At 66.2% G+C, this 16,527-nt stretch carries 14 protein-coding genes; 4 read left to right on the top strand and 10 right to left on the bottom strand.

Annotated elements, in window-relative coordinates; genetic code table 11:
• Positions 1 to 37 precede the first annotated feature (37 nt).
• The 4 genes from EAX62_RS16550 to EAX62_RS10320 form a co-directional block, all read right to left on the bottom strand.
• A complete protein-coding gene (locus EAX62_RS16550) occupies positions 38 to 436 on the bottom strand; it encodes a hypothetical protein (RefSeq protein ID WP_147454081.1) in 399 nt (132 codons plus the stop codon).
• Positions 437 to 538: 102 nt separating this feature from the next.
• The gene (locus EAX62_RS10330) at positions 539 to 3,373 is read right to left on the bottom strand and encodes an aconitate hydratase (RefSeq protein WP_121901573.1); all 2,835 of its coding nucleotides are present in this window, start codon (positions 3,371 to 3,373) and stop codon (positions 539 to 541) included.
• A 126-nt stretch (positions 3,374 to 3,499) separates the two neighbouring features.
• Positions 3,500 to 4,654 carry a class I SAM-dependent RNA methyltransferase gene (locus EAX62_RS10325; RefSeq protein WP_121901572.1) on the bottom strand — a complete coding sequence of 385 codons (1,155 nt, stop codon included), beginning with the start codon at positions 4,652 to 4,654 and terminating at the stop codon, positions 3,500 to 3,502.
• Positions 4,651 to 6,657 carry an APC family permease gene (locus tag EAX62_RS10320; RefSeq protein WP_121901571.1) on the bottom strand — a complete coding sequence of 669 codons (2,007 nt, stop codon included), beginning with the start codon at positions 6,655 to 6,657 and terminating at the stop codon, positions 4,651 to 4,653. The genes EAX62_RS10325 and EAX62_RS10320 overlap by 4 nt, the downstream gene beginning before the upstream one ends.
• A 124-nt stretch (positions 6,658 to 6,781) precedes the next feature.
• Between EAX62_RS10320 and EAX62_RS10315 the strand changes: the two genes are divergently transcribed.
• Both EAX62_RS10315 and EAX62_RS10310 read left to right on the top strand, forming a co-directional pair.
• A complete protein-coding gene (locus EAX62_RS10315; RefSeq protein WP_199711260.1) occupies positions 6,782 to 7,429 on the top strand; it encodes a potassium channel family protein in 648 nt (215 codons plus the stop codon).
• A gap of 8 nt (positions 7,430 to 7,437) precedes the next feature.
• Positions 7,438 to 8,103: a potassium channel family protein gene (locus EAX62_RS10310; RefSeq protein ID WP_121901569.1), complete on the top strand. Its 666-nt coding sequence runs from the start codon at positions 7,438 to 7,440 to the stop codon at positions 8,101 to 8,103.
• Between the two features lie 57 nt (positions 8,104 to 8,160).
• Here the strand turns inward: EAX62_RS10310 and EAX62_RS10305 are convergent, their stop codons facing one another.
• The 4 genes from EAX62_RS10305 to EAX62_RS10290 are packed head-to-tail and all read right to left on the bottom strand — an operon-like array spanning position 8,161 to position 10,119.
• The gene (locus EAX62_RS10305; RefSeq protein WP_121901568.1) at positions 8,161 to 8,529 is read right to left on the bottom strand and encodes an OB-fold nucleic acid binding domain-containing protein; all 369 of its coding nucleotides are present in this window, start codon (positions 8,527 to 8,529) and stop codon (positions 8,161 to 8,163) included.
• The gene (locus EAX62_RS10300; RefSeq protein WP_158600633.1) at positions 8,526 to 9,203 is read right to left on the bottom strand and encodes a DUF3710 domain-containing protein; all 678 of its coding nucleotides are present in this window, start codon (positions 9,201 to 9,203) and stop codon (positions 8,526 to 8,528) included. Before EAX62_RS10300 ends, EAX62_RS10305 begins: the two co-directional genes overlap by 4 nt.
• 14 nt (positions 9,204 to 9,217) lie before the next feature.
• The gene (dut, locus tag EAX62_RS10295; protein WP_121901566.1) at positions 9,218 to 9,670 is read right to left on the bottom strand and encodes a dUTP diphosphatase; all 453 of its coding nucleotides are present in this window, start codon (positions 9,668 to 9,670) and stop codon (positions 9,218 to 9,220) included.
• Positions 9,667 to 10,119, bottom strand: coding sequence for a DUF3093 domain-containing protein (locus EAX62_RS10290; RefSeq protein WP_121901565.1), 453 nt, complete (start codon positions 10,117 to 10,119; stop codon positions 9,667 to 9,669). Before EAX62_RS10290 ends, dut begins: the two co-directional genes overlap by 4 nt.
• 64 nt (positions 10,120 to 10,183) lie before the next feature.
• On the opposite strand from EAX62_RS10290, the gene EAX62_RS10285 reads away from it, so the two are divergent.
• A complete protein-coding gene (locus tag EAX62_RS10285; protein WP_121901564.1) occupies positions 10,184 to 10,486 on the top strand; it encodes a DUF4235 domain-containing protein in 303 nt (100 codons plus the stop codon).
• Positions 10,487 to 10,543: 57 nt separating this feature from the next.
• On the opposite strand, the gene EAX62_RS10280 is transcribed toward EAX62_RS10285, so the two are convergent.
• Positions 10,544 to 10,840: a DUF4193 domain-containing protein gene (locus EAX62_RS10280; RefSeq protein ID WP_121901563.1), complete on the bottom strand. Its 297-nt coding sequence runs from the start codon at positions 10,838 to 10,840 to the stop codon at positions 10,544 to 10,546.
• A gap of 122 nt (positions 10,841 to 10,962) precedes the next feature.
• Between EAX62_RS10280 and sepH the strand changes: the two genes are divergently transcribed.
• Positions 10,963 to 12,165 carry a septation protein SepH gene (gene sepH / locus EAX62_RS10275; protein ID WP_121901562.1) on the top strand — a complete coding sequence of 401 codons (1,203 nt, stop codon included), beginning with the start codon at positions 10,963 to 10,965 and terminating at the stop codon, positions 12,163 to 12,165.
• A 203-nt stretch (positions 12,166 to 12,368) separates the two neighbouring features.
• Here the strand turns inward: sepH and EAX62_RS10270 are convergent, their stop codons facing one another.
• Positions 12,369 to 16,415 (bottom strand): family 20 glycosylhydrolase, encoded by a 4,047-nt coding sequence (locus EAX62_RS10270; protein WP_158600631.1) that lies wholly within the window; start codon positions 16,413 to 16,415, stop codon positions 12,369 to 12,371.
• Between the last annotated feature and the right edge of the window lie 112 nt (positions 16,416 to 16,527).

The following is a 16,527-nucleotide window of genomic DNA, read 5'->3' as shown; positions in this document are numbered from 1 at the left end:
CGTTCCCAAGGCCGGGGTGAACGATCGGCGCGTGCCGTCAGAGCTTGGGCGTGAACCGCACATCGCGCAGCGCATCCTGCACCAACGACACGGCCCGCACCTGCCGCACCATGCGCGCTTCCTCCGCGTGCAGGACAGCCACCGCGGCATCCACCGTGGCGGTATCCACCCATCCGGCCAGGTCCGGGCGGGCCCCCGCCAGGTTCGCCCGTGTGGCCGCCAACTGGCTGGACGCGAACTCCCGCGCGAAGCGTGCGAGCACCACGGGCTGACGCAGTAGCACGGGGTACCCGCGGTAGTCCGGGGGGCAGCAGTCCAGGAGGAACGATGTGGCACTCCTGACCCATCCCGGCGAACTGGGCGGCCGCACCACGGCAGGCCAACCCGGTGGTACCCAGACCCTGATGACAGCCTCTTCATCGAACATGTGTTCCATTACACTCCTGCGGGCCGACAATTCCAAGACCGGGTCTCCGTCACGAGAAAATGCTGCTGCCCCGCACCCAACCGGGGTACGGGGCAGCAGTTACATGCAGTGTCAGGCAGCCGCTGCCAGGTTCCGCAGCACGTACTGCATGATCCCGCCGTTGAGGTAGTAGCTGCGCTCGCCTGGGGTGTCGATCCTCACCACAGCGTCGAAAACGACGATGGATCCGTCGGCCCTGCTGGCGGAGACCTTCACGTTCTCGGGTGTCGAACCATCGTTGAGGGCGGTCACGCCCTCGAAGGAGAACGTCTCCTCCCCCGTCAGCCCCAGTGAGTCCGCAGTCTCCCCCTCGGGGAACTGGAGTGGCAGCACGCCCATGCCGATGAGGTTGGAGCGGTGGATCCGCTCGTAGCTCTCAGCGATGACCGCCCGGACACCCAGCAGGGCTGTGCCCTTGGCCGCCCAGTCACGCGACGAACCGGAGCCGTACTCCTTGCCCGCCAGCACCACCAGCGGCACGCCCGCCTCGGCGTAGGCCACGGAGGCATCGTAGACCGTGGTGACCGGTGCACCGTCGGCCGAGAAGTCACGCGTGAAGCCGCCCTCGGTGCCCGGTGCGATCTGGTTGCGCAGACGGATGTTGGCGAACGTGCCCCGGATCATGACCTCGTGGTTGCCACGGCGGGAGCCGTAGGAGTTGAAGTCGCGACGCTCCACGCCGTTCTCGCTCAGGTAGACGCCCGCCGGGGAGTCAGCCTTGATGCTGCCGGCCGGAGAGATGTGGTCGGTGGTGACCGAGTCCCCCAGCTTCAGCAGCACGCGCGCACCCGTGATGTCGACGACTGGCTCCGGATGGGCCGGCATGCCGTCGAAGTACGGGGGCTTGCGGACGTAGGTGGAGTCCTCGTCCCAGGCGAAGGTCTCGCCGTCAGGGGTGGGGAGGGACTGCCAGCGCTCGTCGCCGGCGAACACGTCGGCGTAGCGAGTGGTGAACATCTCGGCACTGATGGAGCTGCCGACAACCTCCTCGATCTCCGCACCCGAGGGCCAGATGTCGCGCATGAAGACGTCGTTGCCGTCCGTGTCCTGACCGATGGGCTCGTTGAACAGGTCGATGTCCATGGTCCCGGCCAGCGCATACACGATGACGAGCATCGGGGAGGCGAGGTAGTTCATCTGGACGTCGGGGTTGATGCGACCCTCAAAGTTGCGGTTGCCCGACAGCACGGCAGACACGGCGAGGTCGTGCTCGTTGATGGCCTCCGACACCTCGGCAATCAGCGGGCCGGAGTTGCCGATGCACGTGGTACAGCCGTAGCCGACAAGGTTGAAGCCCAGGGCATCGAGGTACTGCGTGAGTCCGGACTTGTTGTAGTAGTCGGTCACCACCTGGGACCCCGGAGCCAGGGACGTCTTGACCCACGGCTTGCGGTTGAGGCCCTTCTCGACGGCCTTCTTGGCAACCAGCGCAGCGCCGATCATGACGCTCGGGTTGGAGGTGTTGGTGCAGGAGGTGATGGACGCGATGGTGACGGCGCCGTGGTCGAGTTCGAATGTGGTGCCGTCGGCCAGGGTGACGGGAACCTTCTTGTACACCCTGTCCTTCACACCCGGGCCCGGGTGGTCGTGGCCGGCGGGCGCCGGCGAGTCGTCGACGTCCGTGGGGTTGGCACCCGTGGGGTCTGAGGCGATCATGGTGGACTCGACGGAGTCGTCATAGCCCGAGTAGTCGTGCGTGTGCTCGTGCTCGGGCTCGCCCACGAATGCGGCGACGGCCTCGCGGAAGGATGCCTTGGACTCGTCGAGGCGAATGCGGTCCTGCGGACGACGGGGGCCGGCGATGGAGGGCACCACGGTGGCGAGGTCGAGTTCGATGTACTCGGAGAAGGTGGGCTCGTTGCTGGCGTCGTGCCAGAGGCCCTGCTCCTTCGAGTAGGCCTCCACGAGGGCGAGCTGGTGCTCGTCACGGCCCGTGAGGCGCATGTAGTCGATGGTCTTCTCGTCGATGGGGAAGACGGCGATGGTGGAGCCGTACTCCGGGCTCATGTTGCCGATGGTGGCGCGGTTGGCCAACGGCACCTGCGAGACTCCCTCGCCGTAGAACTCGACGAACTTGCCCACAACCTTGTGCTCGCGCAGCATCTCGGTGATGGTGAGGACGAGGTCCGTCGCGGTGGTGCCCTCGGGAAGACTGCCGGTGAGCTTGAAGCCCACGACGCGCGGTATGAGCATGGAGACGGGCTGGCCCAGCATGGCCGCCTCGGCCTCGATACCACCCACGCCCCAGCCGACGACCCCAAGTCCGTTGACCATGGTGGTGTGGGAGTCGGTGCCCACGCAGGTGTCCGGGTATGCCTGCAGTACGCCGTCGACGGTGCGGGGGAAGATCACGCGGGCCAGGTTCTCAATATTGACCTGGTGGACGATGCCGGTGCCCGGGGGCACCACCTTGAAGTCATCGAAGGCCGTCTGGCCCCAGCGCAGGAACTGGTAACGCTCACGGTTGCGCTGGTATTCGATGTCGGTGTTCTGCTGGAACGCCCCCGCAGTGCCGAAGACCTCGGCGATCACCGAGTGGTCGATGACCATCTCTGCGGGCGAGAGCGGATTGATCTTGGCGGGGTCGCCGCCGAGCGCCTCCACGGCCTCACGCATCGTGGCGAGGTCGACCACGCACGGCACGCCGGTGAAGTCCTGCATGATGACACGAGCCGGCGTGAACTGGATCTCCTGGTTGGGCTGTGCGCCAGCATCCCAGTTGCCGAGCGCACTGATGTGCTCCGCCGTGATGTTGGCACCGTCCTCGGTGCGCAGCAGGTTCTCGAGCAGGACCTTCAGGCTGAAGGGCAGCTTGTTGTGCCCCTCCACCGCGTCGACCCGGAAGATCTCGTAGGTGGTTCCCTCCACGTCCAGATTGGCCTTGGCCCCGAAGCTGTTGATGCTCATCGACTCTCCTTGTCCCGCACACCTGATGATTTGTCTTGACGTCAAGATATCACGGTACGCTCCCGCGTTCCTTGACGGTGGCGGCTCAAGTCTAGAGCCCGACGGAGCCGCCACGGGCGCTCGAGGTCACATCACCGCTGTGTCACCACGTGACCGGTTGGTGGGCTCCAGGATGGCCACGCACTCCACGTGATGCGTCATGGGGAACAGATCGAAGGCCTCAATGCTGGTGGGCTCGAACCCCAGCGACGCAAAAGTGGAGAGGTCCCTGCCCAGGGCCGAGGGGTCGCAGGCCACGTAGGCGATGGCGCGCGGACGCAGGCGCGCGATGGCCTTGACCACCGTGGCCCCGGCTCCCTTCCGCGGAGGGTCCAGAACGACAACATCAGCGCGGGGCGGCAGGGATGCCAGCGACTTCTCCAGACTTCCCGCCACGAATCGGGCACCGGGGACATTCATCCGCGCCCGAACGATGGCCCTGCGGGACCCCTCGATCCCCAGCACGTCGCATCCTGCAGCCGCCAGCGGTGCGGCGAACAGGCCCACCCCGCAGTACAGGTCAAGCGCCGTCTCCCCCGTCGTCGGCCGCAGCCCGTGGAGGACGGCGTCCGTCAACACCTGCGCAGCGCGGGGATGGACCTGCCAGAATCCTCCCGCGTCCACGGCGAAGCGATGACCGGACACGCTCTGATGCACGACGGCGCCGCCCCGGAGACGAACCCCATCAGCCAGCACGCTCACGCCGTCGTCAGAGACCACGACCTCGAGTGACTCCGCCCCGGCCGCCATGCGCGTGAGTTCCGCCAGGTCCGGTCCCGGGGCAGCCACGAGGCAGCCCTGTTCCGGCAGGGGCACCACGTCGTGCGAGCGCCGGGCACGCAGCCCCACCCGTCCCGCGTCGTCGACGGCGTAGCGCATGCGGGTCCGCCACCCGGTGGTGGGGGCGACCGCCTGCACCCGACCCTCCCACGTGATACCTGCGAGGCGGTGGAGTTGCTCGGCCACCACGGCCGTCTTCAGGTCCAGCTGCAGCTCCGGCGACGCGTGCTGCCAGTCGCACCCGCCACACCGCTCGGCAATGGGGCACGGGGGCGTGACCCTGCCGGCCACTGGTTCCACCACCTCCAGCACACGCCCCCTGTCGAAGCGCTGTGAATGCTCGGTGATGTCGACAACCACCAGCTCACCCGGGAGCCCCCCGGTGACGAACACGACCTTGTCGTCGGTCATGCCGACCACGGAGCCACCGTGCGCGACCCTTTCCAGACGAATCTCAGTCATCGGGCCCCCAGGTTGCCGCGGCCGCGGCGGGACGCAGCCTTCATCCGTTCCTTGGCACGCTTAGAGCTCTGCAGCTGGAAGGGGACGCTGATGACCATCACGCCCGGCATGAAGTGCAGGCGGGTGCGGATCAGCAGTGCCGTCTGGTTGTGGAGGACCTGCTCCCACCAGTGCCCCACCACGAATTCCGGAATGTAGACGGCCACCACGTCACGGGGATTGTCAGAGCGCATCTGCGCGACGAACCGGATGAAGGGTGTCGTGATCTCCCGGTACGGCGAGGCGATCACCTTGAGGACCACGCCGAAGTCCTCGGCGTTCCAGTCCCGGATGGCCACCGCGGTTTCGTCCTCGTCGAGGGCCACCAGTACGCCGACAAGGCTGGTGCTGCGGCTGGCCTTGGCGAAGGCGACCGCCTTCGCCGTGGGGAGGTTCACGTTCTGCACCAGCACCACGCCGCGCACCCGGCTGGGCAGGGCGCGGTCCGAGTCCTCGTTGAGGTGGACTTCCCTGGTGACGGCCTCGTAGTGCTTCCTGATGAAGGTCATCATGAGATACATCACACCCATGGCGACGAGCGCCAGGTAGGCGCCGTGGGTGAACTTGGAGATCAGTACCACCGCCAGCACGAGGCCCGTGAGAGCCGCGCCCACGGTGTTGATGATGCGGGAGTGTTGCATCCGACGACGCGCGCGCCGGTCGGTCTCGGTGGTCAGTTCCTTCGTCCAGTGCCGGATCATGCCGATCTGGCCCAGCGTGAAGGAGATGAAGACCCCCACCACGTACAGCTGGATGAGCGCCGTGACCGAGGCGTCGAAGATCCACACCAGGCCGATGGCGCACAGTGCCAGTGTGATGATGCCGTTGGAGTAGGCCAGGCGGTCCCCCCGGCTGTGCAGCTGACGTGGCAGGTAGGCGTCCTTCGCGAGGATCGACGCCAGGCTCGGGAAGCCGTTGAAGGCGGTGTTGGCTGCCAGGAAGAGGATGACCATGGTGGCGATGACCACCACGAAGACGCCCGGCACGAACCAGTCCCCGAACACCACCCTCGCCAGCTGACCCGTCACTGTCACAGCCGAGCTGTGGATCGCATTGCCCTGCCCGTCGATGTAGTGCGCGCCCGTCAATTCGTCGATGAGCCGCACCTGCGTCAGGTTCGCGAGAGCGATGATGCCCACCAGCAGGGTGATGGCGATCAGCCCCAGCATGCCCAGCACCGAGGCGGCGTTGCGACTCTTGGGGGGGCGGAACGACGGCACACCGTTGCTGATGGCCTCGACACCGGTCAGTGCTGCGCACCCCGAGGAGAAGGCCCGTGCCAGCACGGCGATGAGGACCCATCCGACGGCTTCCTTGCTGCCCTCGGGTGCCATGACAGTCAGGTTCGCGGTCTCGCTGGCCAATGGCTGCCCCAATGCGAAGATCCGGAAGAAGCCGACACCCAGCATGATGAACATCGACACCATGAAGACATAGGTGGGGATGGCGAAGAAGCTTCCGGACTCACGCGTGCCCCGCAGGTTCATGAGGGTCAGCAGCACGATGACAACGATGGCCACGGAGGCTTCATGACCGGCCAGCGCGGGAATGATGGCCTGGGCGTTGAGGACCCCTGCCGAGACGGACACCGCCACGGTCAGGACGTAGTCCACGAGCAGCGCGGAGGCGACGGTGAGGCTCGCGCGACGCCCCAGGTTCGCGGCCGCCACCTCGTAGTCCCCTCCCCCCGTCGGGTAGGCGTGGACCGTCTGTCGGTACGACAGCACCACCACTCCGACCACCACGGCCACGGCGATGCCGATCTGCCAGGAGAACATGTAGCCGGTCATGCCGGCCAGGGACAAGGTGATGAGGATCTCATCCGGGGCGTACGCCACCGAACTCAACGCGTCGGACGCGAAGACCGGGAGGGCAAGGCGTTTGGGCAGGAGCGTTTCGCCCATCTGCTCGTTGGATAGGCGCCGGCCCACCAGTACCCGCTTGAACGCGGAGTAGATGTTCACGCGCTTACGGTAGACCTGTCCCCCCGCATTTCCTACACAGGACGCCTTGCCGCGGGGACGTCCGGGTGCGATAGCGTCTGTTGTGTCAATCCCTGAGGAGGAAACCCGCGTGCACATCGTCATCATGGGCTGCGGCCGCGTGGGCGCCATGCTCGCCCGCGGCCTCGAGAAGCGTGGTCACAGTGTGGCCGTCGTGGACGTCAACCCCGAAGCGTTCCGCCGCCTCGGCAGTGACTTCCAGGGCACCACTGTCAAGGGCGTGGGCTTCGACCGCGAGGTGCTGGAGGAGGCCGGGATACGGCAGGCCGACGGCTTCGCGGCGGTCTCCAGCGGCGACAACTCCAACATCCTCGCGGCCCGCGTGGTGCGTGAGGGGTACCACGTTGACAACGTCGTGGCCCGGATCTACGACCAGGGTCGCGCCGCCGTCTACGAGCGCCTCGGCATCCCCACCGTCGCCACCGTGAGGTGGACCGTCGGGCAGGTGCTGCGGCGTCTGCTGCCGGAGGGCAGCGAGCCGGTGTGGCGCGACGCCTCCGGCAACGTCCACCTCCTGCAGGTGTTCGTCCACGAGGGCTGGGTGGGACGACGCATCCGCGAGTTGTCCGCGGCCGCCCATGCCCCCATCCCCTTCATGGTCCGTGTCGGCAAGGGTCTGGTCCCCGACAGTGAAACCGTGTTCCAGGATGGCGACATGATCTTCGTCGGCTGTGAGACCGACCGAACCTCCGATATTGAAACCCTGTTCGCCACCGCCCCAGCCAGGCATTAGGAGGAAAGATGAGAGTCGCCATCGCCGGTGCCGGCAACGTGGGGCGGTCGATCGCCCGTGAACTGATTGCCAATGGCCATCAGGTGCTGTTGATCGAACGGGATCCGCACTCCATCAAGCCGGAGTCCGTGCCGGGTGCCGAGTGGTTCCAGGCAGACGCCTGCGAACTGCAGACACTCGAGGATGCGGAACTGGAGAACTGCGACGTCAGTATTGCTGCCACTGGCGACGACAAGGCCAACCTGGTGCATTCACTGCTGGCCAAGACGGAGTTCGGGGTGCCCCGCACCGTGGGTCGGGTCAACCATCCGGGGAACGAGTGGATGTTCGACGACGTCTGGGGCGTCGACGTGGCGGTCTCGACGCCACGGATCATGTCAGCGCTCGTCGAGGAGGCGGTGGCCACGGGTGATCTGGTGCGCCTGTTCACCTTCAACAAGTCGACGACGAACCTGTCCGAGATGCGGCTACCAGCCGACTCGTCCTACGTCGGGCGCCGCCTTCGTGACATCGAGCTGCCCATGGATGCGGTCCTCGTGGCCATCATCCGTGACGGCGTTCCCCTCGTACCGGACCGCGACGGTGCGCTGGAGGGCGAGGACGAGCTGCTGTTCGTCGTCAGCCAGCAGGCTGAGTCCGAACTGGCGGCCATGTTCACCGCAGACGACGACTAGCTGACCCGGACCAGTTCCCCGGATCGCGCCGTCGTCTTAACGTGCGTCACGCAATTCCTAGGAGAGGACCTCGAACTCGGGGTTGAAGATGACCCTGCGGCCCTCCTCCTCCGTGAGCCGACCCGACACGATGACGTGACGACCCGGGATGATGCATTCCAGCCGTCGACGGCCCATCCAGATCAGGCTCACGGTGCCGGTGCCGTCGGTGAGGTCGGCCTCGAGCCACGAGGTGTTGGATGCGGTCACCGACGTGATGGTGCCCCGCACTGTCACCTTTTGACGGGATGCGCACTCACTCAACGGCACGGCACCCGCCTCGCGGGCCTGGTCGGCAAGGTCCTCTGCCTCCAGTTGTTCCGCCGTGGAGAGGAAGCGCCGGAAGCGCTCCCCCACCGTTCGACGCTTGCGCTGCTGGTCGGTCATTTCTCGTCCAATTGCGGAATCTCCATGAGGAGCACGCTGCCGGGAACCGCCGGCTCCGGGCCTCGGCGCACCACGAGGTTGGTGAAGAATTCCCACATGGCCAGGTCGGCGTCCTGGTTGTCCGGTTCGAGAGCCGCCTTGCCCATGACGACACCTCGGAGCACCCACCCGGGCCCCTGGCACAGCCAGGTCCGCGACAGATGCGTGGCGGGCTTGCCATCGGGGGTTGTCACCGGGAGGCGGCGGCGCAGCTCTGCCCCGAAGGGGCCCTGGACCAGTTCGACCTTGCCGTCGGCTTCTTCTGTGGCCTTGATGATCTCCTCACGGATCTCACCCAGCATCGACGATCTGGTGGGGCCGGCAAACACGGCAACCTCCATGGCGGAGGTGCCGTCGGAGATGAGCAGCGCCTGCACCTTCTCCTTGGCCTTGTCCACCTGAAGTTGGAGGTTCATCTTGTCAAAGGGGGTGATGACGAGAGTGCCAAGATCGAGGCGCTTGACCTCATCGGCGTCGAGATCGACCTCCGCGACGTCGAACGGGCCCTCCTCGCGATCGAAGGCAGCGTCCCAGGCATCCCAGGTGGCCGCCTCGTCGCCGGCGGATTCCCCGACCAGCTCCTCGGTCACGTCGTCGACTTCTGCGTCGACGTCCTTCGTGCGTCCGACATCCACGGTTGCAGCCTCTCTCAGTTGACCTCAGACGTGTCAATACCCACGCCAGTAGAACCATAACCACCCGAACCACGATCCGTCTCATCGAGGGAGCGCACCGCCTCGAACTGCGCAGTGATGCATGGCACCACCACCAGTTGGGCCACGCGGTCACCCGCCGACAGGGCGATTGCCTCGGCCGGATCGTGATTGATGAGACACACCAGGATCTCGCCCCGATATCCCGAGTCGATGACACCGGGGGCGTTCACGATACCCAGCCCCCGGCGGGCCGCCAGTCCGGAGCGCGGCGTGACGAGCCCCACCGTGCCCTGCGGCAACGCAACCCTGACGCCCGTGCCCACGAGCGCGCGCTCCCCCGGCTCGAGGCGGACGTCGGCGGTGCACCGAAGGTCTGCCCCCGCATCGCCCTGCCGTGCGTAGGACGGCGCTGACAGCCCGGCCTCCAGCATCACGGGGATCCTCATGCCGAGCCCACGCTGATGGCTTCGACGGCGGCGGCGAACTCCTGGGGCCGACGACTGCTGATGAGCCAGTGCGGATGCGGGTCGGCGGCGTCGTTCAGCCGGATGCGCACCAGGTCCGTGATGTAGGGCCGTGTCACGAGGAAGTCGCGTGGGTTGGCGCCGGCCGCCATGGCATGCGCGCTCTCGTCGCGGTCCAGCGGCTCGACACCGGCGATCCAGCGGCCCTCAAGTGTGTAGCGCCCCACGTGGAGCACCCCATCGACGACACTGACGGCCGTGTGACCGTAGGAGAAGACGACGACCGCAACGGCGAGCCCGAACAGGCCCACGATCACCACACCCTGCTGCCATGGGACGTAGGCGAGGATCGCCATGGCGACGCTGGCCACGAGCAGCGCGGCCACGAGCCACCACCAGGAGGGCACCCGAAGGCGCTCGACATAGGTCATCCCACCAATCTAGTCCGGGGTGTGAAGCATAATGAAACGCGTCTACAAGGAAAGAGGCCAACCAATGGGTATGTCCGAGAAGGTGTTGTGGAAGGTGTACGCGGGAGTCCTGGGTGCGGTGACCACGTTGGTCGCTCAGAAGGTGGTGACGAAGGTGTGGGAGCTCAGCACCGGCGACACGCCGCCCGATCCCAATGATCCCGACACTCCGCTGACAATGGCCCTGATCTGGGCTGCATCGAGCGGCCTTGGAGTCGGCATGGCGCAACTGGCGATGAACCGCTTCATGCAGCGTCGGTGGATCTCCAACATGGGGCAGAAGGCTCCCGGCGGGCTCGTCAACAAGCTGGACCTGTCCAAGAAGTGACAACACGAAAGGGGGCGGGAACGGATGTGATCCGTTCCCGCCCCCTCGTGTGTCGTCTCACACGCAGTCGATGCAGTACCCCTGGCCGTTCTTGGTCTCCGCGAGTTGGCTGGTTGCCTTCACGAGAAAACAGGATGCGCAGGTGAACTCGTTCGCCTGCTTGGGCAGGACACGAACCGTCAACTCTTCGTGCGAGAGGTCCGCGCCAGGTAGTTCGAACGATTCGGCCGCTTCGACCTCGTCCTCGTCCACCTTGCCGGAATTCTTGTCATTGCGCCGCGACTTGAGTTCTTCGAGCGAATCCTCGTTCGTTTCCTCGTCGTTCTTGCGCGGGGCGTCGTAGTCAGTAGCCATCCGCCGGTCCTTTCTCTGGCCCACACCATGTCGTACCCAGCCGACTTGATCGGGGTATGTGTACCACATTCCTGCGTACACGCAAGTGGTAGCTCGTCAATGTCCATGACGCGAACATCCGGATGCGACGGGGCACGTCTCATGGGGGGCACGATCCGCTGATAGGTTGGGCGCCAGCAAGCTTCCAGGTAGAGGTGAGAATGAACAGTGGAATGAGCCCGCGCGAGATCCAGGCGCGCCTCCGGGCTGGTGCCTCCATCCCAGAGGTGGCGGCCGAGGCAGGGGTGAACGTCGACCGCATTGCCGGTTTCGCGATACCTGTGATGGCGGAGCGTGCACACATGACACGCACAGCCCTCGCGTCCAGCGTCCGCCGCCGTGGCGACGGCTCCGGCCACCGACGTCTCGGGGAGCTCATCAGTGAGCGCCTTCAGGCGCGTGGTCTGGACGCCGACATCGTCGAATGGGACTCATGGCGCCAGAACGACCTGAAATGGCGGCTCGTGGGGCTCCTTGACGACCAGGCGGCATCGCGGGCGGCCGAGTTCATTTTCGATTCGAAAAGCCGCTTCAGCGTCGCCGACAACTCCGACGCCCGGTGGATGATCGGTGAGGAGCCGCCCGGAAGCCAGGGTGACCCGGACAACGAGAACACCATCGACTTCCACGACGAGTTGGCGCTGGTGCGGGCAATATCGGAGGATCCCACCTTCGTCACGACTGGTACCGGAACCCCCGGGGATGACGTCCCCCAGTTCGACTCCCCGTATGAGGGATCCGCGCACACCTCCGAACTCGATGAGCTCTACGACATGCTCAGCGGCGTCAGCGAGGACTCCGTCCGGATCTATCTGGGTCTCGAGGACGACGTCGAGGAATCCGGCGATACCGCCGCTGCCACTGATGAACCTGCAGCGCCTGCGCTTGCCCAGGCGACCTCTGGGACTTCTGAGGAGACACCCTCGCCAGATGCTCACACCGAGGATGCGGCGGTCGATACTGCCGCATCGGGTGAGTCGGTCGCCGACGACCTGTCGGAACATCCCGACCTCGAGGCCGACGACCTGAAGGACGCGAGCGCAGCGGTCGTGGAGGCGCAGGGTCAGGACACACATGCGGCAGACGAAGCTGCCGCTGACGGCGGACCGGCCGACAGCCCCGCTCAGCCGGGGGCCGCGCGCCCCGAGCCGACACCGGAGGCTGCGGAGCAGGATCCGCTGGTGCCCGACGTCGCCCCTGCGGCCCCCAAGCGCAAGCCTGCCCGCAAGCGCGCCAGTATCCCGAGCTGGGACGAGATCATGTTCGGCGGGCCCGGCCGCAGCTGAGCCCGGTGCCGCAGTGTGGGACACACTGCGGCACGTCGAGGGCGTAGGCCTGCCGACAGACCTCCTGCATGACCTCCCCCACCTCGCGGGATGCTGCTGTGTCTCAGGAACTTGTGGCCCTCGGCCGACACGAGACAACTCCTCGTACAGCACGAGGGGCCGGCCTCCATGATGGAAGCCGGCCCCTCGTGTGTGTCGTGTGCTCAGTTGGAAAAGCGCACGATGTTGTTGAACACCCAGAGATCATCCAGTTCGTAGCGGTAGGTCCCGTTGGCGTTCCTGACGGGGACAACCGTGTTCGGCGTCCAGATGAAGCTGCGGCAGCCGTTGCGACCGGTGACCGCGGTGTCGCACTCCGTGCGCCACTGACGACCGTCGAGCGCAGTCCAGCTGCCGGCCCTACCCAGCGGGTTGTTGGCCCACAGGGCGCGCGACGACTCCAGGTACGTCAGGTTGTTGAAATGCCAGCCGGTCTTCGAGACGAACGTGCCGCCGACGTTCTGGACCTGGGTGGCCCAGATGTCCGTGCGGCATCGCATCGTCTGCGAGTAGGGCTCGCACTTCGTGAACCACTTGCGGCCGTTGACCGTGTGGTACCCCGGTGTGGAGTAGACGTCCTTGGCGGGTGTGCTCGTGGTGCTTGACGAGGGCGCAACAGTCGGCTTCACCGTGGGCCTGACGGTTGAGGTCGCCGTTGCCGTGACCGTGGTCGTCGGCGTCACCGTGGTGGTGGGCGTCGACGTGACCGTCGCGGTGGCGGTCGCCGTCGCAGTGGCCGTGACCGTGGTCGTCGGCGTCACCGTGGTGGTGGGCGTCGACGTGACCGTCGCGGTGGCGGTCGCCGTCGCAGTGGCCGTGACCGTGGTCGTCGGCGTCACCGTGATGGTGGGCGTCACCGTGATGGTGGGCGTGACAGTGACCGTCGGGGTGACGGTGACCGTCGCGTTGGGGTTGGGGTCAGTCCCGCACTCGGCGGGAGGAGTCCACGTCCCGGCAACGACCGAGGCGGGACCATCGGGCGCCACCTGGCCCTCGCTCAGCCCGCGGAACTGCACCTCACCGGCGGTGGCGAAGAGGCTTCCCGCCTCCTGCGGTGCCGTGGCCGTGATCCGCACGTGAGTGACCATGGCATCCACGGCAATGGCGGTGGAGCCACGACCGGCGTTGAGTGTCACTTCCTGCGCACCTGTCCACGCCGTGCCGTCGGTGCTGAACTCGACGCTCATGGTCTTGACCTGACCGTTGTCGCTGCTCTGGCGCGGGGTCCACACAATCTGGCTGAGGTCAACCTCCTTGCCGAGGTTGAACGTCAGCGTGTGCGGGTACGTGGCTGCGGGGGCGGCCCACTTGGAGTGCCAGAAGGTGGCCGGGTTGCCGTCGACCAGAGCGGTGGCGACACCGTTGGGCGCACCCTCGTTGGGAGCCTCGGACGATGCCTGGGCCGTGACACCTGTCACCGCGATGCCGGGAGGAGGCGTGGTCTGCGAGTCGACCGTGAGGATCTTCTCGACGAACCGACCTGCGGAGTCCTTGACGCGGAGCAGGTGGTCGCCCTTGATGCTCTGGTACGCCACGTAGTGACTGAAGAAGGCCTTGCCGGCCTCATCACTCACCACGGAGCCGATGCGCGTGCCATCCCAGAGGATGTCCAGGAACTCGTGGGGTGTGAGACCGGCCAGGGTCACGCCCACGCGGGAGTCGTCCCTGGCGGTCGTGGCGCCCAGCACCATGCTCGGCACCTGGCAGTCATCGACGGCTGCCGTGACGGGAACGACGTAGTCGCCGGTGACTGTGACCTTGGCAGTGCCGACGCGACCGTCGGACAGCGTGACGGTGACGTCGTAGCTGCCAGCGGTGCCATACGTGTGGTCGGCGCCGATGCGGTAGAGCGAGCCGGAGGAGACCACGCCACGCGGATTGTCGGTGACGAACGTGGCCTCAGCGGCGGCGGAGCCATCACCGAAATCGATGGTGGCGGTCAGCGGCCCCGCCAGTGCGGACTTGCTGGTGCCGTCGGCGTCGTTGACAGCGTCCACGGCGACGGTCCTACCGTCAGCGGAGACCTTGGTGCCCGGGGCGGCGAAGTGTGCCACCTCGATGCGGTGAGACGCTTTGGTGCGCGCCTGGGACGAAAGCGCGGCCAAGTCGGTGCCCCAGGCAACGAGCGGACCGTCGTAGAAGTTGGACTCCATGGCGAGCAGTCGCGGTCCGACAGCGTTGAGGCGCTTCATGAAGTCGTTGACGTTGCGCTGCGACTGCTGGGACCAGCCGATCTCGGCGTGCGAGACGGCGCGGGGGAAGATCAGGAACTCGTTCTGCTTGCCGCCACGATGGGTCTCGGACCACAGGGGTGCCTCGACACCGAGGATGTCATCCTCTTCTGCGATGGGCACGACGGTGCGGGGGTTCCAGTTGTAGTACTTGTCCACGTCGCCCTGGCCGGCCCAGGTGAGGCCGATGGGGGTCTTCGCGTTGTACTTCATGTCCAGGTAGGAGGAGTCCGACTTGGACACGATGACCTTGGCGCCGGCCTGGATGGCCTTGGCCGTGGGGTCGGTGCTTCCCACCCAGTACTGGACGACGTCGCCCGGCGCCAGACCGGCTTCGGCAACTTCGTTCCAGCCGATGGTGCTCTTGCCGAGTCCACGCACGATGGCAATGGTCTGCTGGACGAATGCCACGTAGTCGTCGTGGGGCGTGACGTGGGACTCGTCGCCACCCATGTGGAAGTACGGTCCGGGCGTCATCTCGGCGATCTGGCCGAAGATGTGCTTGATGGCCACGAAGGTCTTCGGGTTGTCGACATCCAGGGTGGATTCGCCGACGTTGCCGTTGTTCTGCTCCTTGACGGTGCCGTACACCGTCGGGAACGGCCGTGCCTTGCCACCGTTGAGCTCGGGGAGGGCGTGCAGCATGGCCTTGGTGTGGCCGGGCACGTCGATCTCGGGGATCACGGTGATGAAGCGGTCGGCGGCGTACGTGACGATGTCTTTGTAGTCCTGCTGCGTGTAGAACCCGGTCCGGCCGAACTCCTCCTTGTAACCCCTGGCGTCCGTCAGCATGGCGGACTGGCCGGAGATCTTCACGAGGTTGGTGTAGTCGATGGTGTCACCGGCTTCCCTGCCCTCGTTCGTGATCTCGATGCGCCAGCCCTGGTCGTCTGCGAGGTGGAGGTGCAGGCGGTCCTGCTTCGTGGAGGAGATGGTGTCGATGATGTTCTTCAGCTCCGGCACGCTCACGAAGGAGCGGGCCGAGTCCACCTGGATGCCGCGGTGCTGGAAGCGGGGGGCGTCCTTCACGTCGACGGCTGGTGCAGACCAGTCACGGAGAACGGTCACTTCGGACTCGATCATCGGCGGGAACAGCTGGCGCAGCGTCTGGACACCGTTGTGGAGGCCATGGGCCGCCTTGGCTGTGATGACAGCGCCAGTGCTGCGGACCTGCAACGAGTAGCCCTCGCCAACACTGGGCGTGGAAAGCTCTGCGTAATCGGTGTCCAGCACGAGGCGGATGGAGTTGGCGGTGGCGGAGGTCACGACCCGCAGCGGGAACCCCGTGGAGACGCGCCAGCGCTCAGCCAGCACGTTTGCCACGACGACGGCGTCGCCGGCGGCCTCAATCGTGGTGTCGGCGTTCAGGACGAAAGCAGCCTCGGTGTCGAGGACGGCCAGTTCCTGGGGCAGCGGTACAAGGCTCACGTTGCTGTCGACGACGGCAGCCTCGGGGCCGTCCCAGACCTGGAACTCGTACAGGCTCATGCCGTACTTGGTCCCGTTGATGGGGGTGCGGTCAATGCCCTGCATGCGGACGTACTGCCAGGGTGTGCCAGCCGTGGCAGGGTTCAGGGTGTGGGTCAGGGTGGGGGCACACGGGGAGTTGGGGATCTCCGTGGTGGCGTCGGTCCAGGCCGTCCCGTCATGGGAGACCTGCACCTTGTACTTCGCGGCGCACGCGACCTCCCACAGGATGGTGACGTGGTCGATGTTCGTGGCCTTGGCCAGCTTCACCTGCAACCATGCATCGTCAGCGGTGTTGGACGACCACCGGGTTCCGGGATCACCGTCGGTCGCCAGGCTGAACCGCCACTGCGTGGCGGATTCATCACCCGAAGCGCTCACGACCGCACCTGCGGACGCCAGCGCCACGTTGACTCCGGGGGCTGCCTGACTTGTTGTGGGGGCCAGCGTGGTCACCAAACCTGTGACGACCAGGGCCACTGCCGACATGAGTGCCACTACGCGTGACGTCATGTGTAAGCGCATCGTTGCACCTTCTCCATCGAGCGCCACCGGCTGCGGCGCTGTTCGGGTGATCCTCGCACGCGCTCTTTGCTCCCGGGAACCCATCGATCACTGCGACTGC

The organism is Tessaracoccus antarcticus, assembly GCF_003688855.1.
Lineage (GTDB): Bacteria > Actinomycetota > Actinomycetes > Propionibacteriales > Propionibacteriaceae > Arachnia > Arachnia antarctica.
This window is presented reverse-complemented; position numbering and strand designations above follow the sequence as displayed.